The organism is Enterococcus sp. AZ048 (genome assembly GCF_051715125.1).
GTDB lineage: Bacteria > Bacillota > Bacilli > Lactobacillales > Enterococcaceae > Enterococcus_A > Enterococcus_A gilvus.
Map to the genome: position 1 here is coordinate 2077013 of NZ_JBIOTD010000001.1, position 26995 is coordinate 2104007.

The 26995-nt window shown below is 41.7% G+C and carries 28 protein-coding genes and 1 tRNA gene; 11 read left to right on the plus strand and 18 right to left on the minus strand.

Annotated elements, in window-relative coordinates:
* Positions 1 to 2: 2 nt before the first annotated feature.
* The 4 genes from IGI66_RS10245 to IGI66_RS10260 all read right to left on the minus strand — a co-directional run bounded on the left by IGI66_RS10245 (position 3) and on the right by IGI66_RS10260 (position 2465).
* Complete coding sequence (locus IGI66_RS10245) at positions 3 to 356, minus strand: arsenate reductase family protein (RefSeq protein ID WP_438848853.1); 354 nt, start codon at positions 354 to 356, stop codon at positions 3 to 5.
* Positions 349 to 1545: an FtsW/RodA/SpoVE family cell cycle protein gene (locus IGI66_RS10250; RefSeq protein WP_438848854.1), complete on the minus strand. Its 1197-nt coding sequence runs from the start codon at positions 1543 to 1545 to the stop codon at positions 349 to 351. The genes IGI66_RS10245 and IGI66_RS10250 overlap by 8 nt, the downstream gene beginning before the upstream one ends.
* Before the next feature lie 89 nt (positions 1546 to 1634).
* A complete protein-coding gene (locus IGI66_RS10255; protein ID WP_438848856.1) occupies positions 1635 to 2255 on the minus strand; it encodes a DUF1361 domain-containing protein in 621 nt (206 codons plus the stop codon).
* 137 nt (positions 2256 to 2392) lie between these two features.
* Positions 2393 to 2465 (minus strand) — tRNA-Thr (locus IGI66_RS10260).
* A 256-nt stretch (positions 2466 to 2721) separates the two neighbouring features.
* Between IGI66_RS10260 and IGI66_RS10265 the strand changes: the two genes are divergently transcribed.
* The gene (locus IGI66_RS10265; protein WP_010780159.1) at positions 2722 to 2958 is read left to right on the plus strand and encodes a hypothetical protein; all 237 of its coding nucleotides are present in this window, start codon (positions 2722 to 2724) and stop codon (positions 2956 to 2958) included.
* 49 nt (positions 2959 to 3007) lie between these two features.
* Here IGI66_RS10265 and upp read toward each other — a convergent pair whose 3' ends face one another.
* The 6 genes from upp to IGI66_RS10295 all read right to left on the minus strand — a co-directional run bounded on the left by upp (position 3008) and on the right by IGI66_RS10295 (position 8759).
* The gene (gene upp / locus IGI66_RS10270) at positions 3008 to 3637 is read right to left on the minus strand and encodes a uracil phosphoribosyltransferase (protein WP_010780158.1); all 630 of its coding nucleotides are present in this window, start codon (positions 3635 to 3637) and stop codon (positions 3008 to 3010) included.
* A 66-nt stretch (positions 3638 to 3703) separates the two neighbouring features.
* The gene (glyA, locus tag IGI66_RS10275) at positions 3704 to 4945 is read right to left on the minus strand and encodes a serine hydroxymethyltransferase (RefSeq protein WP_086303451.1); all 1242 of its coding nucleotides are present in this window, start codon (positions 4943 to 4945) and stop codon (positions 3704 to 3706) included.
* Between the two features lie 68 nt (positions 4946 to 5013).
* Positions 5014 to 6027 (minus strand): L-threonylcarbamoyladenylate synthase, encoded by a 1014-nt coding sequence (locus tag IGI66_RS10280; RefSeq protein ID WP_438848858.1) that lies wholly within the window; start codon positions 6025 to 6027, stop codon positions 5014 to 5016.
* Positions 6028 to 6205: 178 nt separating this feature from the next.
* Positions 6206 to 7036 (minus strand): peptide chain release factor N(5)-glutamine methyltransferase, encoded by an 831-nt coding sequence (gene prmC, locus IGI66_RS10285; protein ID WP_438848860.1) that lies wholly within the window; start codon positions 7034 to 7036, stop codon positions 6206 to 6208.
* Complete coding sequence (prfA, locus tag IGI66_RS10290) at positions 7029 to 8102, minus strand: peptide chain release factor 1 (RefSeq protein WP_010780154.1); 1074 nt, start codon at positions 8100 to 8102, stop codon at positions 7029 to 7031. The genes prmC and prfA overlap by 8 nt, the downstream gene beginning before the upstream one ends.
* 72 nt (positions 8103 to 8174) lie before the next feature.
* Positions 8175 to 8759 carry a thymidine kinase gene (locus IGI66_RS10295; RefSeq protein ID WP_010780153.1) on the minus strand — a complete coding sequence of 195 codons (585 nt, stop codon included), beginning with the start codon at positions 8757 to 8759 and terminating at the stop codon, positions 8175 to 8177.
* Positions 8760 to 8965: 206 nt separating this feature from the next.
* Here IGI66_RS10295 and IGI66_RS10300 point away from each other — a divergent pair, with 206 nt between their 5' ends.
* The gene (locus IGI66_RS10300) at positions 8966 to 10498 is read left to right on the plus strand and encodes a YfcC family protein (RefSeq protein WP_010780152.1); all 1533 of its coding nucleotides are present in this window, start codon (positions 8966 to 8968) and stop codon (positions 10496 to 10498) included.
* 24 nt (positions 10499 to 10522) lie between these two features.
* On the opposite strand, the gene IGI66_RS10305 is transcribed toward IGI66_RS10300, so the two are convergent.
* On the minus strand, positions 10523 to 10984 hold the full coding sequence (locus tag IGI66_RS10305) for a MerR family transcriptional regulator (protein WP_010780151.1): 462 nt from the start codon (positions 10982 to 10984) through the stop codon (positions 10523 to 10525).
* An 82-nt stretch (positions 10985 to 11066) separates the two neighbouring features.
* Here IGI66_RS10305 and IGI66_RS10310 point away from each other — a divergent pair, with 82 nt between their 5' ends.
* The 4 genes from IGI66_RS10310 (at position 11067) to IGI66_RS10325 (ending at position 15529) form a co-directional block, all read left to right on the plus strand.
* Positions 11067 to 11798 carry an SDR family oxidoreductase gene (locus tag IGI66_RS10310; RefSeq protein ID WP_438848864.1) on the plus strand — a complete coding sequence of 244 codons (732 nt, stop codon included), beginning with the start codon at positions 11067 to 11069 and terminating at the stop codon, positions 11796 to 11798.
* Between the two features lie 104 nt (positions 11799 to 11902).
* Positions 11903 to 13300, plus strand: a complete 1398-nt coding sequence (locus IGI66_RS10315; protein ID WP_010780149.1) for a TrkH family potassium uptake protein — start codon at positions 11903 to 11905, stop codon at positions 13298 to 13300.
* Positions 13301 to 13497: 197 nt separating this feature from the next.
* Positions 13498 to 14850 carry a Mur ligase family protein gene (locus IGI66_RS10320; RefSeq protein WP_314581239.1) on the plus strand — a complete coding sequence of 451 codons (1353 nt, stop codon included), beginning with the start codon at positions 13498 to 13500 and terminating at the stop codon, positions 14848 to 14850.
* The gene (locus IGI66_RS10325) at positions 14843 to 15529 is read left to right on the plus strand and encodes a type 1 glutamine amidotransferase (protein WP_438849290.1); all 687 of its coding nucleotides are present in this window, start codon (positions 14843 to 14845) and stop codon (positions 15527 to 15529) included. The genes IGI66_RS10320 and IGI66_RS10325 overlap by 8 nt, the downstream gene beginning before the upstream one ends.
* 54 nt (positions 15530 to 15583) lie before the next feature.
* Here the strand turns inward: IGI66_RS10325 and manA are convergent, their stop codons facing one another.
* The 3 genes from manA to IGI66_RS10340 form a co-directional block, all read right to left on the minus strand.
* Positions 15584 to 16534, minus strand: coding sequence for a mannose-6-phosphate isomerase, class I (gene manA, locus IGI66_RS10330; protein WP_086303445.1), 951 nt, complete (start codon positions 16532 to 16534; stop codon positions 15584 to 15586).
* 23 nt (positions 16535 to 16557) lie between these two features.
* Complete coding sequence (locus tag IGI66_RS10335) at positions 16558 to 17589, minus strand: serine hydrolase domain-containing protein (RefSeq protein WP_086303444.1); 1032 nt, start codon at positions 17587 to 17589, stop codon at positions 16558 to 16560.
* A gap of 176 nt (positions 17590 to 17765) precedes the next feature.
* The gene (locus IGI66_RS10340) at positions 17766 to 18587 is read right to left on the minus strand and encodes a VOC family protein (RefSeq protein ID WP_431379761.1); all 822 of its coding nucleotides are present in this window, start codon (positions 18585 to 18587) and stop codon (positions 17766 to 17768) included.
* A gap of 301 nt (positions 18588 to 18888) precedes the next feature.
* Here IGI66_RS10340 and IGI66_RS10345 point away from each other — a divergent pair, with 301 nt between their 5' ends.
* Both IGI66_RS10345 and IGI66_RS10350 read left to right on the plus strand, forming a co-directional pair.
* Positions 18889 to 19197 carry a rhodanese-like domain-containing protein gene (locus tag IGI66_RS10345; protein WP_010780143.1) on the plus strand — a complete coding sequence of 103 codons (309 nt, stop codon included), beginning with the start codon at positions 18889 to 18891 and terminating at the stop codon, positions 19195 to 19197.
* Between the two features lie 97 nt (positions 19198 to 19294).
* Complete coding sequence (locus tag IGI66_RS10350) at positions 19295 to 19915, plus strand: NAD(P)H-dependent oxidoreductase (RefSeq protein WP_010780142.1); 621 nt, start codon at positions 19295 to 19297, stop codon at positions 19913 to 19915.
* Positions 19916 to 19944: 29 nt separating this feature from the next.
* Here IGI66_RS10350 and IGI66_RS10355 read toward each other — a convergent pair whose 3' ends face one another.
* Together IGI66_RS10355 and IGI66_RS10360 are read right to left on the minus strand one after the other, a co-directional pair.
* Positions 19945 to 21114: an AI-2E family transporter gene (locus tag IGI66_RS10355; RefSeq protein ID WP_086303443.1), complete on the minus strand. Its 1170-nt coding sequence runs from the start codon at positions 21112 to 21114 to the stop codon at positions 19945 to 19947.
* Between the two features lie 12 nt (positions 21115 to 21126).
* Positions 21127 to 21471, minus strand: coding sequence for a PTS glucitol/sorbitol transporter subunit IIA (locus IGI66_RS10360; RefSeq protein WP_288227337.1), 345 nt, complete (start codon positions 21469 to 21471; stop codon positions 21127 to 21129).
* A 106-nt stretch (positions 21472 to 21577) separates the two neighbouring features.
* On the opposite strand from IGI66_RS10360, the gene IGI66_RS10365 reads away from it, so the two are divergent.
* Together IGI66_RS10365 and IGI66_RS10370 are read left to right on the plus strand one after the other, a co-directional pair.
* Positions 21578 to 22600: a lactonase family protein gene (locus tag IGI66_RS10365; RefSeq protein ID WP_288227336.1), complete on the plus strand. Its 1023-nt coding sequence runs from the start codon at positions 21578 to 21580 to the stop codon at positions 22598 to 22600.
* Positions 22601 to 22669: 69 nt separating this feature from the next.
* Complete coding sequence (locus IGI66_RS10370; protein ID WP_086303440.1) at positions 22670 to 22831, plus strand: hypothetical protein; 162 nt, start codon at positions 22670 to 22672, stop codon at positions 22829 to 22831.
* A 264-nt stretch (positions 22832 to 23095) separates the two neighbouring features.
* Here IGI66_RS10370 and IGI66_RS10375 read toward each other — a convergent pair whose 3' ends face one another.
* A complete protein-coding gene (locus tag IGI66_RS10375; protein ID WP_010780137.1) occupies positions 23096 to 23521 on the minus strand; it encodes a hypothetical protein in 426 nt (141 codons plus the stop codon).
* 149 nt (positions 23522 to 23670) lie between these two features.
* Here IGI66_RS10375 and IGI66_RS10380 point away from each other — a divergent pair, with 149 nt between their 5' ends.
* Entirely contained in the window at positions 23671 to 24174 is a 504-nt protein-coding gene (locus tag IGI66_RS10380; RefSeq protein WP_086303439.1) for a GNAT family N-acetyltransferase, read from the plus strand.
* A gap of 50 nt (positions 24175 to 24224) precedes the next feature.
* On the opposite strand, the gene IGI66_RS10385 is transcribed toward IGI66_RS10380, so the two are convergent.
* Positions 24225 to 26903: a cation-translocating P-type ATPase gene (locus IGI66_RS10385; protein WP_438848868.1), complete on the minus strand. Its 2679-nt coding sequence runs from the start codon at positions 26901 to 26903 to the stop codon at positions 24225 to 24227.
* Between the last annotated feature and the right edge of the window lie 92 nt (positions 26904 to 26995).

Consider the following 26995-nt stretch of genomic DNA (forward strand, 5'->3'; position numbering starts at 1 on the left):
ATTTAGAACGTCCTTTCGTAAGTTGCTTCTTTAAATCCATTCAACAAAAATTGATCCTTGTTGATCAGTAATGGGCGCTTCACCAGCATCCCGTCACTTGCTAGTAATTCACTGGCTTCTTCCACCGACAGCTCATCCACCTTATCCTTTAACCCCAATTCACGGTATTTCATGCCGCTGGTATTAAAGAATCTGCGGATAGGCAATTCGCTGCTGGACAGCCATTTCTCAAAGCTGGCAGCTGAGGGTGTGTCTTGAACCAGATCGATCGTTTCGTAAGCGACGCCGGCTTGATCTAGCCAAGCTTTCGCTTTACGACAGGTAGAACATTTTGGATACCAATAAAATTTAAGCACGGCGTGTCCTCCTCATAGGTTGCTTGTTCGCGCTTTGATAACGCATCGATAAAATCAGCCCAATACCAATCATATTCCCTAAGATAGATGATCCCCCTTGGCTGATAAAAGGAAGCGGGATACCCGTCAATGGCAGCAAACCAATGTTCGCACCAATATTTTCAAAGACATGGAAGAGCATCATCATAACGATTCCTGACGCAATATACGCGTAGAATTCATTATTCATGTCAAAGCATAGTCGAATCATACGATAAATCAAAACAAAATACACTAAAATCACAAAAGCCCCGCCAATGAAACCAAAATTCTCTCCGATCACTGTGAAGATCATATCAGATTCACGCACAGGCACATACACGTTGCTGATATTGTACCCCGTTCCGAAAATCCCACCAGAACCGATGGCCATTAATGCATGAGCCAGTTGGAAACTTTTTCCTTGCGGATCATGAAAAGGGTCCAACCAAGAATCGATCCGAGCAAATTGGTAATTTTTAAAGCCAATACGAGTTAGTAATTCACGACCTGAATCCGTCGTAACAAAAAAGATCAACGTCCCGCCTAAAACGACGGCTAAAATAAGCGTCGGCACTAAAATCAACCATGAGATACCAGACATTAAAAACATACCTGAAAAAATGGCAAGGAAGACCAGCATCGTACCGAAATCCTTTTGTGCCAATACTAAGCCAAAGACTGGGATCGTCACCAAAATCATTTTAACGATCAACAATGCATCTGTTTTTAAAGTATGTATTTTGTTCGATACATTGTGTTTCGTAATAATCAGTGCCAGCATCAATATATATGCGATCTTCATTAATTCGGAAGGCTGAAACGTCAACGTACCAAACTTGAACCAGTTTTTTGAACCTGTCGAAGCCGCAAGTGTCGGATCATAAAATCTCAACAGTGCCAACATGACCGCCAATCCAATCACATATAAAAAGGGCGTCAAGCGCCATAAAAGCTTTGCATCAAAATGTATAATAATAACAATTGCTAGAGCCCCTACCACGTACCAAATAGATTGCATGGCAAGCCCGCGAAAAACATTTGGATTTCTCGGATCATGAGTCAAAGCTACATATAAGGAAAGCAACCCGATCAAACATAATATAAAAACAGGCAAAATGACGCCGTAATCAATCCGACTGTCATCATTATTCTTTCTTAATCTATCCATCGTTCATCTCTTTTCCACCAGTATACTCGCTTTATTATAGACGCTTCTCTTCCCAAAGAAAAGCGGGCATCGCTGACTTTGTAAAATCTTTATTCTTCTTGTGCGTCCCTCTGGAGAAAATAGATCAATCCCCACACACCCAACTGTAAAATACTGAACATCAAGACAAATTGGCATTTTCCAGAATCCCAATTTCCAACCAACAATTTCAAAACAGTGACTGGATGCATGACTAATTCGATCGAGTGGACACGCTCAAAACGCCCAATATATACCGCGATACTAGATAAAAAGGACAGCAGAACCAAACAACATATTTTTTGTTTCATTTGCAGCTTCAATGCAGCAAATAAGTGAAACACCTGAGCCATACCGGTAAAAACCATCACTAACGCAGGCAGCAATAATAAAAGATACGCCCACCAACCACTAGTATCATTTAAAAAGTGTCCACCTGACTGATAGATGCCCAGTCCGGCAAAGTGAAACAAATCCGTCAGTAAGTAAGGAACATTCGGAAAAAACAATAACCATAAGGGTAAAAAAAGACCGCGCCACTTGTTTTTCATTGTTAAAAAGAACTGCGCAAAAAGGATCGGCAGCCATGCGAGAAAAACATTCAAGCCCATAAAAGAAAATGTTTCTTGTGTAAAGTGCATGAACAAAATATACACGGCAATACTTAGATGGAACACATAGATTTTTTTCATTCTTCTCCCTCAACAGTAGGACTATCTATTCTATAGATGCTTATTCAAATAATATTTTACTTACAAGTACATTCACACTATAGGAAAAAGCCGTCATCATCGAAGGATAGTCCTTGATATGACGGCTTTCATCGTAGTGCCAGCTATAGGATTCGAACCTACGACCTACGCGTTACGAGTGCGTTGCTCTACCAACTGAGCTAAGCTGGCGATTCGTACAAGAGAAATTATAAGAAACTTCTGCCAAAAAGTAAAGTAAGATTCTTCTCAAAAAGCGATTACATGAAAAAAAGTTGAAAATATGCTAAAATTAAATGTGTTACAACGGATGGTCGTTCTACTCCCCAGTAATGGTTAAACATCAAACTAGACACTGCGGGGACGCTAGACAATCATTCAAGATGCTCATGACAGGATGTTCGTTCCAATGAACACCCTAGTATGAAAAAGGAGGCGTTCGAATCAGATGGCTACATTTGGCAAAATAGAGGCACACGTTGATCCTTCCGAAGAGGGGAAAAAATTCCCTGTAAAGACACACGTCCTGTTCACTATTCGCGGTCGGTCTCAGACTGGGATCGTCACTAAACAATTGAAAAACGCAGCAGTCGTTGAGATTGATGAGAAAAAAGGCAATGAGGAACTAATCAATCAATCGAATGGTGTCGTCGTTGTCAATTATAAACAAATGGAAAAAATTTAGGTTTTTCAAGCAAAAAGCGAACCGCTCGAGCGGTTCGCTTCTTTTTTTATTATTTTGTACCGAATAACCGGTCGCCAGCATCGCCTAGACCTGGAACGATGTAGCCTTGTTCGTTCAACTGTTCGTCTAATGCGGCTGTATAAATGTCAACATCTGGGTGTGCTTCTTGTAACGCTTTAACACCCTCTGGAGCAGCTACTAAACAAACAAATTTCATATTTGAAGCGCCGCGTTTTTTCAATGAATCGATAGACATGATCGCAGAGCCGCCTGTAGCCAGCATTGGGTCAACGATGAATAATTGACGGCTGTCGATGTCTTCAGGCATTTTGAAGAAATATTCGTGTGGTTCTAATGTTTCTTCGTCACGGAACATGCCGATATGTCCAACTTTTGCAGCTGGGATCAATTCTAAAATACCATCTACCATGCCGATACCTGCACGTAAGATCGGCACGATTGCCACTTTCTTACCAGACAAGGTTTTTTGTGTAGATAACGTGATTGGTGTCTCAATTTCAATATCTTCTAAAGGCATGTCGCGAGAGACTTCATAAGCCATCAACATTGCGATTTCATTGACCACTTCACGGAAAACTTTTGTTCCACAATTTTTATCACGAATGATCGTTAATTTGTGTTGAATCAGTGGATGATCAATTACTTGAAATTTTCCCATAATAAATTGCTCCTTTATATTCTGCATTTCTCCTATTATAAGATAACTGCCATCAGAAAACTAGTCTTAATCTGCTTGAATTGGATGAGAATCTGTTAATTCTAATACTTCTTTGCGAATCTCGGCCAATTTTTCTTCATCGCCTTTTGAGCGCAATGTTTCTACAATCAACTCAGCCACTTTCTTCGCGTCGTCCTCTTTGAATCCACGACTTGTGATTGCGGGTGTTCCAATGCGAATCCCACTCGTTTCTTTAAAGCTCTTTGATTCAAATGGAATCGAGTTTTTGTTTACAGTGATATGCACAGTGTCCAATAACTCTTCCGCTTCACGCCCAGTAATATCGAAGCCGGTCACTTCGATCAACAATAGATGATTGTCGCTGGCTCCAGAAATGACCCGTGTTTCCGTAGCTTGATTGAACACTTTGACCATCGCCTGTGCATTCTGCAAGACTTGTTCACTGTATCCTTTAAACTCAGGTGCTAAAGCTTCCTTGAAGGCTACAGCTTTTGCCGCAATCACGTGTTCCAATGGTCCGCCTTGCAAGCCTGGGAAAACCGCACTATTGATTTTCTTCGCTAAGTCCGCGTCGTTGGTCAGGATCAGTCCACCACGAGGACCACGTAATGTTTTATGTGTTGTTGATGTAACGACATCTGCATAAGGGACAGGATTAGGATGTAGACCTGTTGCTACTAGACCCGCAATATGTGCCATGTCCACCATTAATTTTGCGCCGACTTCATCCGCGATTTCACGGAAGCGGGCAAAGTCAATCGTCCGACTGTATGCGCTAGCGCCTGCTACAATTAATTTAGGCTGATGTTTCCGCGCTAAAATACGAACGACTTCATAGTCGATCGTCTCTGTATGAGGATCTACGCCATAGCTGACAAAATGATACAACTTTCCGCTGACATTCACAGGAGAACCATGAGTCAAATGTCCTCCAGCTGAAAGATCCATCCCTAAAACGGTATCGCCAGGCTGGATCAACGAGAAATATGCCGCTTGATTGGCTTGTGAGCCAGAGTGTGCCTGCACGTTTGCGAATTTCGCATCGAATAATTCTTTCGCACGATCGATCGCTAGATTTTCAACGATATCAACGAATTCACAGCCGCCATAATACCGACGTCCAGGATACCCTTCCGCATATTTGTTCGTTAAGACGCTTCCTTGTGCCAAACGTACTGCTTCTGACACGATATTTTCTGAAGCGATCAGCTCGATATTTTGTTCTTGACGCTCCGCTTCTTGTTCAATTGCTCCCCATAGTTCGGGATCTAGTGTTTTATAGTCCATCCCAACGCCACCTTTCAATTTTCTGCTTTAAGTATACGAAAGATTCAGCGGATAATCGAATCTTTTGTCTACTTTTCTATAAAATAATTTTGTGCCGCTGCTTTCTTCAATCGATTCATGTACGCCAGACCTAGGTGGTCCTCAGGAAAGACCTCTGCAAATATAACATCCGCTTTTTTGCCCTCATCCAGTGCACGCAGCCCGCTAAACAATCCGCGTGTCGCTGCTTCGATCGTATTGTCCGTGTAGACGAACCGATCCGCTGATAAATAGCTGTCGGCGATTTTCGGTGTTGCAAGCAGTCCAACTTTTTTCCCCTGCTTATCCGCCCAATCAAGAGCTATTTCCCAGTCTCCAGGTTGGATCATCAAGACTTGTGTATCCGGTGAATAGTGTTTGTATTTCATTCCAGGTGATTTTGGTGTTTCGCTCTCTTTGACTAAATGCTTATCCAGCGGCACCTCAATTTCTAGAACTTCTTCAAGCGTTTCTTTCGTTACAGCCCCTGGACGTAAAATCGTTGGGACCTCGCCACTCAAATCTAAAACTGTCGACTCTACACCAATCTGTGTTGCGCCATCGTCTAAGATCCCAGCAATTTTCCCCTTCAGATCATGGTACACGTGCATAGCAGTTGTTGGGCTTGGCTTACCGGAAGTATTCGCACTAGGTCCAACTAAAGGCGCACCTGTTTTTTCAATTAAAGATAATGTTTTTTTATTATCTGGCATTCTAAAAGCTGCTGTGGATAAGCCACCCGTTACAACGGGACTTAACCGCTCCTTTTTAATAGAAAAGATCACTGTTAATGGGCCTGGCCAAAAATTTTTTATGATTTTTTCAGTAAGAGGGTGATAGCTTTCCACAAATTCTTTTGTCATAGAAAAGTCCGCAACATGAACGATTAGCGGGTTATCACTTGGTCGTCCTTTGACGGCGAAAACCTGTTTCACAGACTCTGGCAAAAGCGCGTTAGCTCCTAGTCCATAGACCGTTTCCGTTGGAAAGGCCACCAATTCTCCTTGACGCAATAATTCTGCCGCTTCACTTATTTGATCTGATTGAAAAATTTTTGTTTCCACAGCTTCTCCACAGCTCCTTTTTTTGAATTTCCTATTTTAAAAACTTTTTCGTCCGATTTATCCCCGACTTGTGGAAAACCGAATTGTCAAGTGTGTATAACCATGTTGATAACTTTTACTACTATTAATTATTGGTAGAACAGTGTTCTTTTATTAATTTCCTCGCTAAAAATAATTTTTAACGGACAACGATCATTCGATCATTTTTGGACATGTCTTGATGAATCGTCACGGCTTTATCAGGGAATGCTTGTTGAAAAATATTTTGTACAGCATGGCCTTGCTGAAAGCCGATTTCTAAGAAAATCATGCCTTCAGGGGTCAAAAGTGAGCGACTCTCTAAAGCAATTTTTTGATAGATCGCCAACCCTTTATTTTCCGCAAAGAGGGCCGTTTTAGGTTCATACGTACGGACACTTTCATCCATCAGATCCCATTCCTCTTCACTGATATATGGAGGATTACTGATGATGATATCTTGCTTCTCAGTAATAGCTGATAAAACATCGCTTTGTTTGAAGACGATCTCTGTTTGAAGGCTTTCCGCATTTTCCTCAGCGACTATCAAGGCTTCTTTTGAAATATCGACCGCTGTCACTTGCCATTTTGGACGATTCAATTTCAAACTGACTGCAATGGCACCGGTGCCTGTACCGATATCAACCACCTTTTTTCCCTGTTGATCATTCATAGACAAGCACAAAGCAACCAGTTCTTCCGTTTCAGGACGCGGGATCAACGTGTCTTTTGTTACTTTAAAGCGATGCTCGAAGAAGTATTCATACCCCAGTAGATATTGCGGTGGGATATTCTTCATTAGGTCCGCCATGTCCTTTTCAATCAGCAACTCTTCCTCTGCTGAAATTTCTTCTCGCATGTGCAGCAGCCACTGTGTCTTATCCCAATTTTTGCGTGCAAGAAAGAGGTATTCGATCGCGTACCCTTCTTTTCCCGCTGCTTCTAAAAAAGAAGAAGCCCCCGACAGGACTTCTACATACGTTTTAACCATTTTGCATCTCTTCCAGTTTCTGGGTTTGATCGTACATGATCAAAGCATCAATGATCTCATCCATTTTACCAGCTAAGATTTGATCCAGCTTTTGGATCGTTAAGCCGATACGATGATCGGTTACGCGATTTTGCGGGAAGTTGTACGTACGAATACGTTCTGAACGATCTCCGGTACCAACCGCAGATTTACGGCTCGCATCATATTCGCTTTGTGCTTCTTGAGAAATCTTGTCATAGACCCGTGCACGCAAGATTTTCATTGCCTTTTCACGGTTCTTGATTTGCGAGCGCTCATCCTGCATCGCAACAACGATCCCAGTAGGAATGTGTGTCAAACGAACAGCAGAAGCTGTTTTATTGACGTGCTGTCCACCGGCACCAGATGCATGATAGATATCTGTTCGGATATCTTTATCCGCAATGTCGATCTCTACTTCTTCTGCTTCAGGCATGACTACCACTGTAGCCGTCGACGTGTGAATGCGTCCTTGCGACTCTGTAGAAGGTACACGTTGTACACGATGTGCGCCGCTTTCGTATTTTAATTTTGAGAAGACGCTGTCTCCAGTGATCATCATGATCACTTCTTTGTATCCGCCGATCCCTGTAACGTTAGCTTCCATGACTTCCGTCTTCCAGCCTTGACTTTCGGCATATTTTTGATACATATTAAATAGATCCCCCGCAAACAACGCCGCTTCGTCACCACCAGCAGCTCCACGAATCTCCATAATAATATTTTTATCGTCGTTCGGGTCTTTTGGTAAAAGAAGGATCTTGATTTCATCCTCTAATTCTTCTTTTTCATTCTTTAGATCAGACAATTCTTCTTTGGCCATCTCAGCCATTTCTGCATCTAAATTTTCACCTAATAATTCTTCCGCATCACTGATACCTTCCACTACTTTTTTGTAACGGCGGTACGTAGCGACTGTATCACGAGTGTTGGCTTCTTCTTTTGACAGTTGCATGAAACGCTGGGTATCACTGATAACTTCCGGGTCACTCAGTAATTCGCCAAGCTCTTCATAACGATCCTCAATGGCTTGCAGTTGATCGTACATGGATTAAATTCCTCCTGTTTCTTAATAAATAGATTTATTTTATCGTTAGTATTCGACAAAGTGACTCAAAAGTTACTCAGCAGAATGTTCAATTTCTGGATGTAAATAATGTTTACGGCAAACGGGATAGTACGCTTCGTTGCCACCGATCTGGACTTGATCCCCTTCATAGACAGGGCGTCCATCGATATAATGCAGGTTCATCGTCGCTTTTTTATGACAGAACCAACAAATCGTCTTCAATTCCTCTAATTTATCCGCGTAAAGTAGTAGATACTTTGATCCTTCAAACATTTCATTTCGGAAATCATTTTTCAATCCGAACGCCATCACTGGAATATCTAATTCATCGACGACTTGTGCCAATTGTACGACATGTTCCTTTGATAGAAATTGTGATTCATCAATTAGTATACAATAAGGTTTGTAATCCAGACTTTTGATAAAATCAAAAATATTGGTCTCAGAAAAAATCGGTACCGCAGGACGGCTCAACCCGATCCGACTGGAGATGTTTCCAACACCTTCTCGTGTGTCTAGACCGCTAGTCATTAACACCACCGGTTTATTTTGTTCTTCATAATTATGGGCGACTTTCAAAATCTCGATTGTCTTTCCACTGTTCATCGCACCGTATTTAAAAAAAAGCTGGGCCATTTCTTTGTCACCTTTCCCTTTTGTTCCTATCGTATTATAGCGGAAAAGGCGGATTATTTACAGTAATAATTTTCAAATCCGTTCAGAAACAACACCCTCCTTGATTATTTTTCCTTTGGACATAGCTTATCTTTTAGTGATATAGGAAGTGAATGCTATACTTTTATTGGTATTTATTTTTTATATTTTATTTAGGGGGCTTTCTCATGGAACAAACAGGTGAAAAGAAGCGACGTAGTTTCCCTTCTGCCTACACAGTCATTATCATTGTATTAATCATGGTCCAAGCATTAACCTTTTTTATCCCTTCAGGCAAGTACAGTACGTTAAGTTATGACAGTGGAAAAGACCAATTTGCCATCACAGACGCACACGACAAGACAACCATGGAACCGGCGACGCAAAAGACACTCGACAAATACGACATCCGAATCAATGTTAGCAAGTTTCGCGATGGTACCATTTATCGTCCTGCCGCAATTCCTAATTCTTATGAACAAATCAAAAAACCTGCACGTGGCGTAACAGGCACGATCACACAATTTTTGAGAGCTCAGATTCAAGGTATCACGGAAAGTGTCGACATCATGATCTTTATTTTGATCTTAGGTGGCGTTATCGGCATCGTAAACGCGACTGGTGCGATGGATGCGGGAATGATGCGCTTATCAGAAAAACTAAAAGGCAAACAAAAATGGCTGATCGTCATCGTGACGACCTTGATCGCGATTGGTGGTACAACCTTTGGATTGGCCGAAGAAACCATCGCCTTTTATCCTATTTTGATTCCGATTTTCTTACTGGCTGGTTACGATACATTGACAGCAGTCGCCTCGATTTATCTGGGGACCGCTATCGGAACGATGAGCTCCACGATCAATCCTTTTTCAACCGTTATTGCATCCAACGCAGCCGGGATCAGTTTTACTGATGGAATGCCGTTACGGCTCTTGATGTGGGTCACGGCGGTCGGGATCTCGATTCTTTACACGATTCGCTATGCTGAAAAAGTTCGGTTGAATCCTGCCGCTTCTCTTGTGGCTGACCAAGCAGAAAGTGATCGCGCACGCTTCTTAGGCAATCAAGAACGAGACAAAAATACAGACTTTACGAAACGTCAAAAGTTCTCTTTGATTGTTTTTGCTTTAGGATTCGTTGTTATGATCTACGGCGTTCAACAATTGGGCTGGTACTTTACGGAGATTGCGGTCGTCTTCTTGGCGGTAACCTATATCTTAGCTTTTGTTTCCGGCTTAGGAGAGAAGAAGTTTGTCAACAGCTTTGTCAGCGGCGCTGCGGATCTTCTGGGAGTTGCATTGATTGTCGGCTTGGCAAGATCTGTTGGGATCGTTATGGAAAACAGTTTTATCAGCGACACTATTATGAACTTCTTTAGCAATGCTATCAGCGGTATGAACAACGTTATTTTCATTTGGTTTATGTTCTTTGTTTATGTCATCTTAGGATTTTTCATTCAATCCTCTTCCGGCTTAGCAGTATTGTCCATGCCGATCATGGCCCCTTTGGCGGATGTCGTAGGGATCGATCGTGCGTTGATCGTCAATGCCTACAACTGGGGGCAAGGCTTGATTGGATTAATTGCACCGACTGGATTAATCTTAGTTTCCCTCTCTGTGGTAAATGTTGGATTTGATAAATGGATCAAATTTGTCACCAAATTGCTTGTTATCATTATTTTGTTGATCCTCGCCTTCTTGGCAATCGGTGTATTGATTTAACCTAATAATGAGAAAACCTGAATCTTAGACAGATTCAGGTTTTTTTGAGGATTCTAAATATTTTTGATGCCACTTATCATCGACTTGACGCGTGCCTTCTTTAAAGAAGATTTTTTCTGTTCCTGCTTCATTCGCTGTCTGGTAATACCATTTTTTCCAGCGTAGAAAATCAAGTTGTGCCTGCAAATCAGAGATTTTTTTCTCCAGAGCTTCCTCCTGCTCGATCATGAAGGTATAGCGTTGCGGCAATGTCGGATCCCCTTCGACGCACCAGTCCATAAATTTTGCAATTTCTTTGACAGGGATGCCGGAACGTTTCAGACAATCAATCACCTCGATGTAGCCGAGATCATCTTCTGTAAATTCTCTTCGGCCAGCCTGATTCTTCTTCACAAAAGGCAGCAAGCCCGCCTTATCATAATATCTCAATGTATCTTGGGAGATGCCATACATCTGCGTAATGTCACCGATCAAAAATTTTTTCATTTTTTCATACTTCCTTCTTGACTTGGAGTTAACTCCAGGTAGTAGAGTAAGTGTATCATAAATTTGAAAGAAGGCAATTTAAATGGAAAAACCATTAATCGTAATTACAGGAGCAAGCTCAGGCTTTGGTGCAGAAATCGCTAAACTTTTTAATCAAGCAGGTCACCCGTTGCTTTTGTTAGGACGTCGCGTAGAAAAAATCGAGGCATTGCCATTAAACTTTGAGAATGTCATGATCGAAAAGGTCGACGTGACAGACTACAAAGCCTTTGCTGCCAGTATCAAAAAAGCCGAAGAAGTTTACGGTCCAACAGACTTATTAGTCAACAATGCCGGCGTCATGCTGCTAGGCAATGTCTTGACCCAAGACCTAGCTGAATGGCAAACGATGATGAATACGAATGTTATGGGGGTATTAAATGGTATGCAAATCGTTCTTCCAGGAATGAAGGAACGCAAACACGGGACCGTCATCAACATGTCTTCCCTTGCTGGCAAGAAAACATTTACCAATCACGCCGCATATGTAGCATCTAAATTTGGTGTTCATGGACTGAGTGAAACAATCCGTGAAGAACTTTCTGGTTTAAATGTCCGCGTGTCTTTAGTTGCCCCTGGTGCTGCTGAAACGGAATTATTAACACACGTAACGGATCAAGGTGCCTTGACAGACTATGAAGCGTGGAAAGACAGCATGGGCGGTATTACTTTGAATCCTGTCCATGTGGCCGAAAGCGTCAAATTTATTTACGACATGCCGCAAGAAGTTACTATTCGAGAAATCGACATTGCCGCAACTGCTCAAGATGCTTAATACGCTTCCTTACTCCTGCCGAATCGGCGGGAGTTTTTTTATTGGAAGCATGCTATACTATCTCTACGATTAAAAATTTAAACTAGACGAGTGAAGGAGTAGTTATGAGTTTCGATCGACGCGTAAATTTTCTCAAAAAAAACTGGCAAAAAATCAATAATCGGTTTTCTTCCATCCAAATCATCGTCTTCTATTATTTAGCTATGACGATTCTTTCTTTGGTCTTATTTTATTTGCCGATTTTTCGTGAACCAGGCTCGCATGTGCCGTTTCTCGACATGGTCTTCATGGCGATCTCAACGATTTCGGTGACTGGTCTAACGACATTCAATATAAATTCCGTATTCAACGACAACGGCGTGCTGATGTTGGAGGTGCTTTTTCATATCGGTGGTTTAGGGATCATGATGATCACGACCTTCTTTTTTATCGTTTCTAAACGACGCATCACCTTGAAGCAGCGCCAATTGATTATGACCGATATGAATCAACCCCGGCTCAGTGGGATCGTAAATTTGATCCGTGTCACGTTTACGATGCTGCTCGTGATCGAAGTTCTTTTTGGAACAATTTTTTCCATTTATTTTTACTTGGCGGGGTACTATCGTACGTTCTCCAAGGCTATCTTTTTCGGTTTCTATCAGGCCATCTCAGCAGTAACCAACTCTGGTTTTGATGTCACTGGAGATTCGATCATTCCTTTTTCACACGATGTCTTTTTCATCGTGACTATCATGGTGTTGATTTTTATCGGAGGCATCGGGTTTCCTGTATTGATGGATTTTCATGGCTGGATCTATCATAAAAAATCCAAATCTCGACTGCCGTTTCGCTTCAGCCTTTTCTCAAAAATCGCCTTGTTAGCTTTTTTTGTCCTATTTATTGGCGGGACGATCGCGATTTGGTTATTAGAAAAGGACCACAGTTTTGCAAGCATGAACCTATTCGATCAATGGCTGAATTCGTCCTTTTATTCAATGACTACCCGAAATGCGGGTTTGCAGATTCATGATCTCACGATTTTTCAAAATACTACGCTGATCATCTTCTCACTTTTGATGTTTATCGGCTGTTCGCCCAGTTCTGTTGGGGGCGGGATACGGACGACGACGATCGCGATCATTGGATTGTATCTCTATTCCTTCTTAAAAAACGAGAACGACATTAATATTTTTGGCCGTAAAATCGCGCAAGAAGACGTCCGAAAATCGGTCGTTGTCTTTATGCTTTCAGCGGGCATGTGCTTGTTCAGTATTTTATTTTTGACTGCGACAGAGGATCACTCGCTGATCTCGATCATTGTGGAAGTGACTTCTGCTTTTGGAACAACTGGTTTGTCATTAGGCATCACCGACGACCTCTCAAGCACTGGAAAAATCATGATCGCTATTTTGATGTTCATCGGTCGTGTAGGTATGCTTTATACCTTGATGCTTTTTGTACCAAAAGAAACGCAAGACTTAGGCTATGAATTTCCAGAAGAAAAGATTATTATTGGCTAGGAACAAAAATCGTTCCTGCCTTTTTTTATGAGTAGCCGTCCGGCCTGCTTGATTCCTTTTTATAAAAGACAAACGGTCGTCAGTTGCTTATAATGAATAGTTGATAGGTAAAAATTAAGAAAAAGGAAAGCTGTTTAAACTTTTTTTTCAAATATGATAAGATGAATTAAATTTGTTACAGACATGGAGGATGTGTAATGGGGTTACGAAGTCATCTGGCGATTTCAGCCGGCAAGACCGCCCAATGGGTATTAAAAACGTTCTTTAAAGGTGGATCAAGTTATCCTGGTCAATTGGCTTTAAAGATGGATCCGAAAATTTTAGATACATTGGTGAAGGATTACAAGGTGGTCGTAGTCACTGGAACGAATGGGAAAACGTTGACGACGGCATTGACCGTTAATATTCTGAAGCAAGAGTTTGATTATGTGCTGACGAATCCAACGGGGGCCAACATGGTTCAAGGAATTGTATCGACCTTTTTAAATGCCAAAGGAAAAAAAGGCGACAAGAAAATCGCCGTTCTAGAAATTGATGAAGCCAGCTTGAGCAAGGTTACGGAATACATCAAACCTGAACTATTCTTATTTACAAATATCTTCCGCGATCAAATGGACCGCTACGGCGAAATTTATACTACCTATAAACTTATTGTAGACGGTGCTGCAAAATCACCGAGTGCACCTATTTTATGCAATGGGGATTCCCCTATCTTCAATTCATTGGAAACGGTGAATCCAAGAAAATATTACGGCTTCGATCACTTACCTGATGAAGATCAGGAAGCGCACTACAATACGGACGGACTCCTTTGTCCAAAATGTCAGCACATCTTGAAATATAAAATGATCACTTATGCCAACCTTGGAAAATACTACTGTCCAAACTGCGGCTTCCACCGTCCAGCATTGGATTACAAATTAACTGATATGAAGGCAATGGACAACCAATCGTCAGAATTTGTGATCGACGGTCAGGAGTACAAAATTGAAGTTGGTGGCATGTACAATGTGTACAATGCTCTCGCAGCGACCGCTGTAGCAGAATATTATGGCGTCTCCAAAGAGAAAATCAAACGTGGCTTAGGCTACGATGAAAAGGTCTTCGGACGGCAAGAAGAATTTGAGATCGAGGGGAAAAAATGCACCTTGGTCTTAGTGAAGAATCCGGTCGGCTTGAACCAAGTCATCGACATGATCGGACTAGCACCCTACCCCTTCTCCCTAGTTTCATTATTGAATGCAAACTATGCAGATGGTATCGACATTAGTTGGATCTGGGACGGCAACCACGAGGCTTTTGCTGAAATGGACATTCCGGCAGTCATCGCTGGCGGCGACCGTCACGAAGATATGGCGCTGCGTTTACGTGTAGCAGGGATTTCTGATGAGAAGCTAACCGAGACAGATAGCTTGACGGATGTCATTGAAAAGATCAAACTATTGCCGACGGAGCATGTGTATATCCTTGCGACTTACACAGCCGTTTTACAGTTACGGAAAGAATTAGCTCAAAGAGGCTACATTGATGGAGGTATGGATCGTGGCTAACTACGAATTGAACTTAGCACATTTATACGGAAATTTGTTAAACACTTACGGCGATAACGGCAATCTCTTGACGCTGAACTATTACGCCAAACAGATGGGTATTGATATCCATTCAGAGATCGTCAGTATTTACCAAGCGTTTGATCCCGATAAATACGATTTCGTTTTTATTGGCGGCGGACAGGATTATGAGCAAGTGATCGTCTCAAAAGATATCCAAGATAAAAAGGAAGACTTGACTAAATATATCGAAAACGATGGTGTCATTCTATCTATTTGTGGCGGCTACCAATTGTTGGGCCATTACTATATCGGTGCAAATGGTGAAAAAATCGATGGTATCGGTGCGCTGGACCATTACACGCTAAGCCAAGATAATCATCGCTTCATCGGGGACATTGAGATCCATAATGAAGAATTTGGGGAAACCTACTATGGCTTTGAAAACCACAATGGCCGAACATTTTTAGGCGAAGGAGAACGCCCTCTTGGTACGATCGTTAAAGGCAACGGCAACAACGGCGAAGACCAAGGAGAAGGCGTCATCTATAAAAATGTTTATGGCTCTTACTTCCATGGCCCCATCTTAGCTCGAAATAAAACATTGGCGGTGCGTCTGCTTCATACCGCGCTTAAAAATAAATATGGCGAAGAGGTAGACCTGCCGGAATTGCCATAACGTCAAAGAAGACCACCCGCTCATGAAGCGGATGGTCTTTTTTTGCAGATTTATTTATTTTGTTCCAGGCGTAGATGCGATGATCTTCATTTCGCCTTCTACTTTCCATTCAGTCATTTGTGCTGGTAAAATGCAGCTTGTGCCCGGCTTCATTTCGTAGCTTTGACCCTCTGCGATCAGATTGCCATATCCTTCAATAACTGTGACCAACGTGTAGTCGCCTTCTTTTTTAAGTGACAGCTCACCAACAACATCCCATTCATAGACATTGAAGAACTCTGTTTTCAAATACGTGATGACAGAAGAGCGTCCCTTTTTGCTTTCAGTGATTTCCAATTCTGGACTGATTGCAGGGACTGTGGTTACGTCGATGGATTGCTGGATGTGCAATTCACGAGTCTTTCCTTGATCATCCTTACGATCATAATCATAGACACGGTAAGTCGTATCCGAACTTTGCTGTGTTTCTAAAATCATGATGCCTTTTCCGATTGCATGGATCGTTCCGCTTGGTACGTAGAAGAAATCCCCTTGTTTCACTGGTACGCGGCGCAAAAGGTCGTCCCAACGTTCTTCTTTGATCATTTCTGCAAGTTCTTCACGGGTTTTCGCATTATGACCATAAACGATTTCTGAGCCTGGTTTCGCATTGATAATGTACCAGCATTCTGTTTTTCCTAATTCACCCTCGTGCTTCAACCCATAGCTATCATCAGGATGCACTTGAACAGATAAGTCATCTTCAGCATCTAAAATTTTTGTAAGTAGCGGAAAGACATCGCCTTCTGCGTTGCCAAACAATTCGCGGTGTTCGCTCCAAAGGTCACTAACCTTCCATCCTTTATAGGGGCCATTTTCTACGACACTAACGCCGTGCGGATGTCCGCTGATCGCCCAGTCTTCCCCGATTTTGTCGTTAGGGATATCAAACCCAAAGACCGTATGTAATTGGTCGCCTCCCCAAATTTTTTCTTGAAAAACTGGTTTTAAAAATAGTGGTTCCATGATAGTTGCTCCTTTTTATAGCTTTATTTTTGATACACTCTTGTTCGTTCATTTAAATAACAGGTGATTATCTCATCACGATGGGCAACATAGCTGGCGCGATGATCTTCTGTATGAACACGATTTGACAGAAAGAGAAACGCGGATCGTTTTGTGACGTCCAATAATAGAAAGGTTCCGGTGTAGCCGGTATGAAAAAGCAAAGGCGCCTGATCCAACGAACCCTGTTTCAAGTCCCACCCGATGGAACGCCCCCCGTTTCCTGTTGGCGTCTGATCATGAAGCAGTTCTTGGATTGTCTTGTCATGCAAATAAATCATATCGCTAACACGCCCAAGATTCAAATACATTTTTGCAAATTTGCTTAAATCTTTCAGATTTGTAAATAGCCCTGCGTTTCCAGCATGTTCTGCCAAAACACGTGCCTTTGGGTCGTGGGTCGATCCTTTTAAAATACGCCCGTCTGACAATTTTTGTGTAGGGACAATCGTATTGTACGGTGGCTGTGGTAAAAACAAGCTGTCCGACATATTCAAAGGGCGTAGAATTTCTTCCTTGAACACTTCGATCGCATTTTTTTGATAGAGAGCTTCGATCAAGAACCCCAGCAAAATCGTTCCTGCATCGGTATACTTCACCGCTTTTCCAAGATTGTCTCCCGGCTGCAACGTCAGATAGGCTGCACGCAGTTCCTCAGCGTTTAACTGATCCCGGTTTGGAATGTACGTTTGGATGTCTGATGTATGGGTGAGCAAGTGTCTCAATGTGATCGTCCCATTTTGAAACTCTGGCAGCAGCTCATGAAGGGGCTGATCCCAAGAAATTTTACCTGCTTCTTTCAGCCTAAGCATGACCGTGGTCGTGCAAACGACTTTTGTCAGCGAAGCCACATCAAAAAGGAACTCTTCCTGCATTGGAATCACCGTTGGTTCAATCTGTGCAGATCCGAGTGTGTGACACTCCTCAAGCTCGTTTTCGATAAACTGAAAAACAGCTCCAGGAAAAACATCCGCTTGCCTTTTTTCTTCTATTAAATGACGTGTCTCAGGATACATTGGCAACCCTCCTTTTAAATATTCTCTAAAAAGTATAGCATAAAACAAAACACACGCACTTTTGAATGTGTTTCTACATTCAGCACCTCCGCGTTGAATCAAAAGAAATGGCTATTCCTGGTTTGAGTGAGATCGAAGACAACAAAAAAACCGCGATTACTCGCGGTTATGTATATCTATTTTAATACGAACCACCACTCGATGCCGGCTGCATCATAGATCGTGATCAAGGACTCTTTTTTGTCGATGAAAAATTCTAATTGTTCTTCCGTTAAATGATGGATAAGTTCTAATAAGTTCTCTTTGGAAACTTTGAATTGCAGAAAATCAAGTCCAAGGACTTTATCCGTCGGCAGATCGATCGTCCCGCCTGTCGCATTTGTCAGCCCCACGTTAAATTCCCCACGATTCAACAGCAATTCTTCTTCGCTCTCATCGTATACAGTCAGACCTAGAATATTTTTTAAAAAAGCTTGTTGCTTGTTCAGGTCGCTGACATTCAAATGGATTTTGTCAAAATACGCCTCATGAATTTTTTCACGCTTCGTTGCCTTTTTCAGCAGCTTTTTAAAATCTAGTTGAACGGGCTCTGATGTCGAACGTTCCTTACTTGGCGCATAGAAAATCTCAATTTCATTTCCTTCAGGGTCTTCAAACAGCAGCCCTTTTTCTTCATCCGCCTGTAAAGCAGATTTGATCGGATATTCCTCTTTTTCTGCTCGATAGTAGACGTTCGCCAATTCTTCGATATTTGGTACCACGAGTGACACGCGCTGCATTTTTTTAATTTCCCCACGGTGTTCATTTGCCCGAGGACTCTCTTCTAACCATAACAGTTCACTTGCTGGATCTTTGTATCCAAGAATCGCCAATTCGTTTTCTTCACGCAATAGATGCAGCCCAATAATATCTCGATAAAAATGGATCATGGCATCACGATCTCGTACACGAATAGCGATCGTTTTTAAATTAAGTTTCCCTAATTGAAAATTTCCCATTGTTTTCTTCCCTCCGTCATTCCTATTTTAACGATGCACTCTGATTCACGCAAGCGATATCTGTTTTGAATCGACGACTCTTTTGTTATTTGACCAAAAATGTCCAATTCTTTTCAAATCCCTCTTTTTTTTGAATAAATCCCAAATTTTTATCAACAATTTCTGGATATGAAAATATTTTGATTGATTTCTTCATTTTTCCTGAAAAAGGAGTAAAAAGTCCGCAATAACACTTGTAATCAGACAACAAATAGATTAAAGTTGGAATCAATATTAAGAAAGAAAAGGTTGTCGAAGAAAGATGTATAACTCAGTAACAACAAAAGAATTTATGGCCCTTGCTGAAAAGGAACCCTTGGATGTTTTAGATTTAAGAGATCCTGATTTTGTAGATTCCTTTGATTTACTTGAAAATTCAAAGGTCACTCGTATTCCATTGACTCAGTTGCCCAACCGTTTAAGCCAGCTTGATAAAGGTAAAACGTATTACCTCTTTACCGAATTCGGAGGCCGTTCAAAAACAATGGCGCAATTTTTACGAAACAAAGGATTCCAAGTCGCAAACGTGATCGGCGGAACATCTGCCTATCGTCGTTATGTAGCAAGCTAATAAATAAGTCTTTATTGAACGTTTCGAGCAGAAAAATTGTCTGCTGTCGATATATTGTGTACGATTCGTTTGTAATTAAATTTAAGGAGTGTTAGTTTTGGCAAATGTTTTAGTAGTGAATGCTCATCCGTTGTCCGCAGAAGACTCTCAAACTGTAAGTGTTTTGGAAACTTTCATCGAGGCACATCAAGCAAGTCATCCAGAAGATGTTTTCACCATGTTAGATTTGTATTATACAGATATCCCAGAAATTGACGGCGACTTATTATCCGCTTGGAAATCGCTTCAAAAGGGAACTGATTTTACAGAGTTAAGTAATGTTCAACAAGAAAAAGTTCGTGTCTTTAATGAATTTACTGATCAATTTTTAGCTAGTGAAAAAATCGTTATCGCCAACGCTTTGTGGAATTTAAATATTCCTACACGATTAAAAGCATGGTTTGATACGATCAACGTGGCAGGTAAAACCTTTAAGTATACTGCAGAAGGTCCTACCGGTTTGATAACTGATAAGAAAGCTGTTCATATACAATCAAGTGGCGGTACATATAATGGTCAAGATTTCTCAGCGCAATACGTTAAGGGAATGATGAATTTTATTGGTATCACTGATTTTGATTCCATTTACATTGAAGGTGCGGATTATGATCCATCAAAAGCACCTGAGATCATGAATGCGGCAAAAGAAAAAGCCAAATCATTGGCTGCACAGTTTTAATTGATACTTTACGTAAAAACACCTGTCGATCAATCATCGACAGGTGTTTTTGTTGTATCATCTTCTTCATAAAGGTTTGAGACACCTTTGTACCATTCAAATACATGGATCGCAATAACTTTTGCGACGGCGTAAAAAGGAATCCCTAGAATGACGCCCGCAATGCCGAAAATCTTTCCGGCTGTCAGCAATACGAACATGATCGTAACAGGATGAATCTCTAATTGATTCCCCAGCACCAATGGTGATACGATCCGTCCTTCGATCGTCTGTTCGATCGTAAAGACAATAATGACTTTTACCAGCATGATCGGGCCGGTTACCAAGGCAATGAAAACTACCGGGACCATGGCTAAGAACGATCCTAAATAGGGGATCAAATTCAACACACCTGCTAGAATTCCTAAGGTGATCGCGTAGTTCATCCCCACTAGCGAGAAGCCGATAATAAACATCACTGCCACCGCAAAAGCGACAGTCAACTGTCCTCGAATATACGAAGCCAGTTGTGAATTCATCTCAGTCATCACGCGTAATGACGGTTTGCGCATTTTAGTCGGCAACAATTTGAGGACATACGGTGCTAACTGGTCACCGTCTTTTAATAGGAAAAACAAGATGATCGGTGCTGTGATCAAAGCGATCACGACAGTCGCTAAGGTTGAAACGACGCTTCCCAATCCCTGCAACGTCACACGAGAAATATTTTGTGCTGTTTCTGTTAACGACTCTAGTAATTTTTGTAAACTATTGTCGATATGCTGTTGAAAGGGTTCAAAGGATGGATCTTTAAAAATCTCACTTGCCTTATCACTGATCGTATCGAAATACCCCGGCAAGCTTTTCAGCATCGAACTAAGCTGCTCACGAATTTGCGGAATGATCACGACAATTCCCCAGATGATCAATGCCACAACAACTACAAAGAGTAAAATAATCGCAATACTTCGCTTAACACCCTTTTTCTCTAGAAAGTTGACTACTGGATTCATCAAATAGTAGAGAATTCCGGCGATCACGATAGGTAGACCCACGATGGCAAAAAACTGTCCGACAGGCTCAAAAATATACGATACTTTTGTAAAAACCAACGTGATCAACAGCAGCAACAATACGATGATCAATGCCACTACGACTTGGCTGTTCAAAAACCATTTCCAAAACCAAGACGTTTTTTGCGTCAATTTCTTTTTATCCACGCACTCACGCTCCTATTGAAATGTAATTTTCATTCCTACTTCCAAATCTGGAAGTTTTTCTGGGGTAACATAAATCCCATTTGGGATCATGCCAACCTCTTCTTGAAAAAAGACAGTCGCATGTCCGATCTCATTAAGATTTTCATTGGCTAACGGTCCAACACCATTTATTTTGTAGCTTTGCTCGCCAAAAATAAGTTGTCCGCCTTCTTTCAAATCAATGGGTGTCTCACTGATTTTCTTCTGAACGATCGAAACATCCATTAAATCTGGTGTAATCGTCTGTCCGAAAAGAATCAAGATATTTTCATCATTAACTGCATTTTTTCCAATTTGAGTGATTTCAGTTACTGTCATACGTCACGCTCTTTTCTTGTTTATTTTTCAATTATATCATAAAGTTAGCGCTATCCAAGTGACAATAAACTTGCTAAAATGGATGTACACTGAAGGAGGTTTTTTCATGATCCAAAAAATACTTTTAGGCACTTACACCCGACGCATCAGTCAAGGAATCTATCAAATCGATCTGAATACCGACACTGAAACGTTAACTAATCTAGAATTAGTAACAGCGGAAATAAGCCCAACATACCTTACTAAAAGTAAAGAAGAAGTTCTTTATGCCGTTACGAGCCGTGAGGAAAAAGGCGGAGTGTCTAGCTACGACCCTCAAATCAATTTTTTGAATGCGGTGACAGAAGAAGGCGCTCCGCCATGTTATGTGGCTGTTGATGAAGCGCGTCAATTGGTTTACGGAGCAAATTATCATAAAGGGGAACTGAACACGTACAAAATCCAATCAGACGGCTCGCTTGAAGCGGCTGCATCCCTTGCACATAAAGAACCAACAGGGCCTCACAAAAATCAAGACCATGCACATACTCATTATACCGACCTAGCGCCAGATCAACGCTTAGTCGTATGTGACCTTGGTACTGACCGTGTCTACACCTATGATGTTGCTGACAACGGTGCCGTTGAAGAAGTAGCGGTCTATGTCGCTGAACCTGGGACGGGTCCTCGTCACTTAGTTTTTCATCCGAATGAAACAACTGCCTACTTATTTGGTGAATTGGACAGTTCCGTCAGCGTCCTCAGCTACGATCAGACAGATGGCAGCTTCACTCAAAAACAAAAAGTTTCCACTTTGCCCGCAGATTTTGACGGTGAAAACGGCGGTGCTGCGATTCGCATTTCTAACGATGGGCGCTATTTGTACGCATCGAATCGCGGTCATAATTCAATTGCCGTTTTCGTGATCACTGAAAATGGGCAACATATCGAAAACGTACAAAGCATCTCAACAGAAGGCGATTTCCCACGAGATTTCGCGTTAAGTCCTGACAACGCGTATGTCGTTGCAGCGAATCAGAACAGCGACAACCTGACGCTTTATCGCCGGGATGCCGAAAGCGGCCTATTGACAATGATCCAAAAAGACGTCTATGCGCCAGAAGCGGTTTGTGTCTATTTCGAAGCCTAGCTCAGTTCAAACGAGTTTCACGTGTTTTGATTTCATAGACAGTGTCAGTTAGTGTGGAGGGAATTGCTGATGAATAAAGAAGAAGTCATCGAACGACTTAAAAAGGATTTGGACTTGCCAAATTTTAAAGGACGTCTTGATGAGAAGGACTACAGTGAAGAAGACTATCAAAAAATTAAAAACGATCTGAATGATTATTTCGAGAATTATGTAAGAAATATCGAAAATTAAACAATCCGGCTGACCTTAAGTGTGCACTTAAACGTCAGTCGGTTTTTATTATAAAAAATTTGGATTGACCAACACTAAAAAAGGACAAAAAAAAAGCACCGATCGGCAAATCGGTGCTAAAGGAGTATTACCTAAATGCAATGAAAAAGAAAAGGTTGTTATTGGTTATGAATTAATAATACCCGAATCTTCCCCATCTGTATTTAAAATAACGTTATAATAAAATTAGAAAACTTTTGTTCTCTTATGTTTTTGGATTGTTCGCTATTTCAATAACAGGTTCGTAATTTTTTGGATTGTTTTATAAATTTTATCCGTTGCTTCATCTTGTTTTTTTTCTGCTGCATTGAAGGCTTCCTCATTTACTTCCGGCAATAAGCTGTCTGTCATTTCTTGGCAGCCTTCGACATATTGAATAAATGCGCGTTCAAATTTCTTATGATTGCCGATCACCTTTGCGGGTGGTTTCAACATGCTGATTTTTTCTAAATTTAATTCGTAGAACTGTGTCCCCTCTTTGAACAGCTCGTGGATCTCTGACAGGTGTTCTTGATCAAATTCAGTGATCGTCTTTTCATCTAAAGCAGTACGGATTTCTTCATAGCTTGGGTGTAACCGTTCACCCATCTTTTCAGTATTTTGAACGATCTCATTGATCTCTCTTGCATAGTATCCTGTATTCGGTCGCATTCCTTTATTCCCACTTTCTTTTTTGGATACCTTCATTTTACCGATTTTTCGCCATTATGCAAAGCTGTTCAGAAAAAATTAAAAGCCGCTTCATTTCTATGGGAAGAGATGCTATGGTTAAAGAAATTGTTTCGAATGGAGGATTTTCTATGGATACGATCATCCGAAAATGGCGTAGAGACGATGCCGAAGAGCTGGCAAAAGTTTTGTCTAATAAAAACATTCATGACAACTTGCGAGACGGTCTGCCTTTTCCATACACTAAAAAAGATGCCCAAGCGTTCATTGAATCTATGTTGCGTGCTGATTCGTCGAACACATTTGCTTTCGCCATTGTTGATGGGGATAGAGTGATTGGCAGTATCGGTGTTTTTCGCTCGGAAAATATCCATAGGCGTACGGCTGAAATTGGGTATTATCTTTCCGAAAATGATTGGGGCAAGGGCTTTGCTACGCGAGCCGTGACAGCTGTTACGGCGTATATTTTCAAAGAAACCGATATCCTGAGGATTTTTGCAGAACCCTTTTCCACCAACAAAGCCTCTTGTCGATTGCTGGAAAAATGCGGGTTTCAATTCGAAGGAACCTTGCGGAAAAACGCGGTGAAAAACGGTGAAGTAAAAGACATGCACATGTATGCACTGATTAAATAAAAAAACTTCGCAGGAGATCGGATAAGGATCGCCATGCGAAGTTTTTTGGTTTATTTTTCTTTTAACGTTTTGCGTTGGAAGAATTTCACGATCTCAACGATTGGAATAATCGCAAAGGAAGCACCGATCACGATCCCCCATTGATACAAGTCAAGATGGGCTACCCGGAAGACATCGTTCAGCCCTGGCACAACGATGATGACCATCATTAGTACAAAGGATAATAAGATCGCCCAGTTAAAGCTCTTGTTGCGGAAGGCACCAACTTTGAACAAGGATTGATGCACAGATTTCACGTTGAATGCGTGGAATAGCTGCATTAAGCCTAACGTTGCAAAAGCCATCGTCAAGGCGTCCGAATGAATCTCTCCATAATTTGAATGAACCGGCCATTGAATCGCTGACCAATAGACAAACAACACGGTACTCGCTTCTAAGATCCCTTGATAAATGATACTTGAGAAGACGCCGCCAGAAAACAGATTTGAACTGCGTCCCCGTGGTTTATGCTGCATCAAGTCTTTTTCCGCAGGCTCCATTCCTAAAGCGATCGCAGGAAAAGTATCTGTTACTAAGTTGATCCATAATAAGTGAATTGGCAGCAAGGTATCCCAAGCAAGCAAAGTAGCGATGAATAACGTCAATACTTCTCCTAAGTTCGCAGCCAATAAATATTGAACCGCTTTTTGGATATTGGAGAAGACTTTACGTCCTTCTTCCACAGCAACGACGATCGTCGCGAAGTTGTCATCCGCAAGAACCATATCAGAAGCTCCTTTGGAAACCTCTGTCCCTGTGATCCCCATACCAATACCGATATCCGCTTGCTTCAAGGCAGGCGCATCATTGACGCCGTCTCCTGTCATGGCAACTACTTTTCCTTCTTTTTGCCACGCTTTGACGATCCGAACTTTATGCTCTGGAGACACACGGGCATAGACTGAATAATGCTCTACCTTCTGAGCAAACTCTTCGTCTGAAAGTTCATTTAATTGCGCACCGGTTAAAACAGACGCATCGTCGCCCTTTTCGATGATCCCCAAACGAGCAGCAATCGCTTCTGCGGTATCTTTGTGGTCACCAGTGATCATAATTGGACGAACGCCCGCTTCTTTAGCCACACGTACTGCTTCGGCCGCTTCGGCACGTTCTGGATCGATCATGCCGACTAATCCAGCAAAGACCAATTCGTTTTCAACGACTTCCGTTTCTAATTCTGCTGGAGCGTGGTCTACATATTTGTAAGCCATGCCCAATACACGCAGCGCTTGCTGCGCCATGTCTTTATTATTCGCTAAAATATCTTGTTTTTCTTTCTCTGTCATAGGAACCACTTGATCGTTCAACAAAATATGTGTCGTCCGATCAAGCAAGACATCTGGAGCGCCTTTGACAGCTACTAAGATTTTTCCATCTTGCTCTTCATGCAGTGTGCTCATCAGCTTACGGTCTGAGTCGAAAGGCAGCTCACCCACGCGAGGTTCTGCAGCAACTTTTTCACGTACATCAAAGTGATTATTCAATCCAAATTGCACAAGCGCTGTTTCTGTTGGATCGCCGATCAAACTGCCGTCTTGCGCGATTTTTGTATCGTTCGCATAGTTCATGACTTTCATCGCCATACTATCGCTAGGTACTTCGCCATTCGCATCGTATTGATGGTTGTCGACGTAAAGCTTTTCAACCGTCATCTGATTTAACGTCAAAGTCCCTGTTTTATCAGAAGCAATAATATCTGTTGAACCTAAAGTTTCTACTGCAGGCAATTTACGAATCACAGAATTTCGTTTAGCCATCACTTGGGTCCCTAAAGCAAGAATGATCGTAACGATCGCCGGCAAGCCTTCAGGAATAGCCGCAACTGCTAATGAGATCGAGGTCAAGAGCATATCGACCCACGAGGTATCGTTAAAGACAGTTCCTACGAAAAACATCACGACAGCAATAATAATAATAGCAAGTGTCAAGAATTTACCCAATTGGTTCAAGTTGTTTTTCAATGGTGTCTCTGTTTCATCTGCTTGTGCTAACATTCCAGCAATCTTACCAACTTCGGTATTCATTCCTGTATTCACGACCACGCCTTTTCCGCGGCCATAAGTGACGTTACTATTTGAATACGCCATATTCACACGATCGCCGATGCCCACTTCGCCAGCATCAATAACGATCAATTCTTTTTCTACCGGAACAGACTCTCCTGTTAAAGCAGCTTCTTCAATCTTTAATGAAGCGACTTCGATCAAACGTAAGTCCGCAGGGACCACATCACCGGCCTCCAGCATTACGATATCGCCGGGAACAAGATCGGTAGATTTCACAGAAAGGATATGACCATCACGTAAAACATTGGCATTTGGTGTAGACATTTCACGCAAGGCCTCAATGGCTTGTTCAGCCTTCGATTCTTGTACAACCCCCATCACCGCATTGATGATCACAACGGCTAAAATAATGATCGAATCCACTACTTCATGAGAAACGACCGCAGAGATGACTGCCGCAAACAATAGGACGATAATCATCAAATCTTTAAATTGTTCTAAGAAGCGAGCAAGCATACTTTTCTTTTCGCCCTCTTCTAATTCATTCAAACCATACTCATTTAGGCGTTTTTCTGCTTCCGCAGTTGTCAGCCCTTCTTCAGTCGTTTGAACTTCTGCTAAAACCTGTTCTTTTTCTTCTGAATAAAAAGGGTTTATCAGTTGTTGTTTTTTCTCCTCGGACATTTTTTTCCTCCTTAAATTAGTGTTCCTTTTGGAAGTAAAAAAAATAGACTTGTGTATGCGAAAGACACATACATAAGTCTCACTATTTAAGA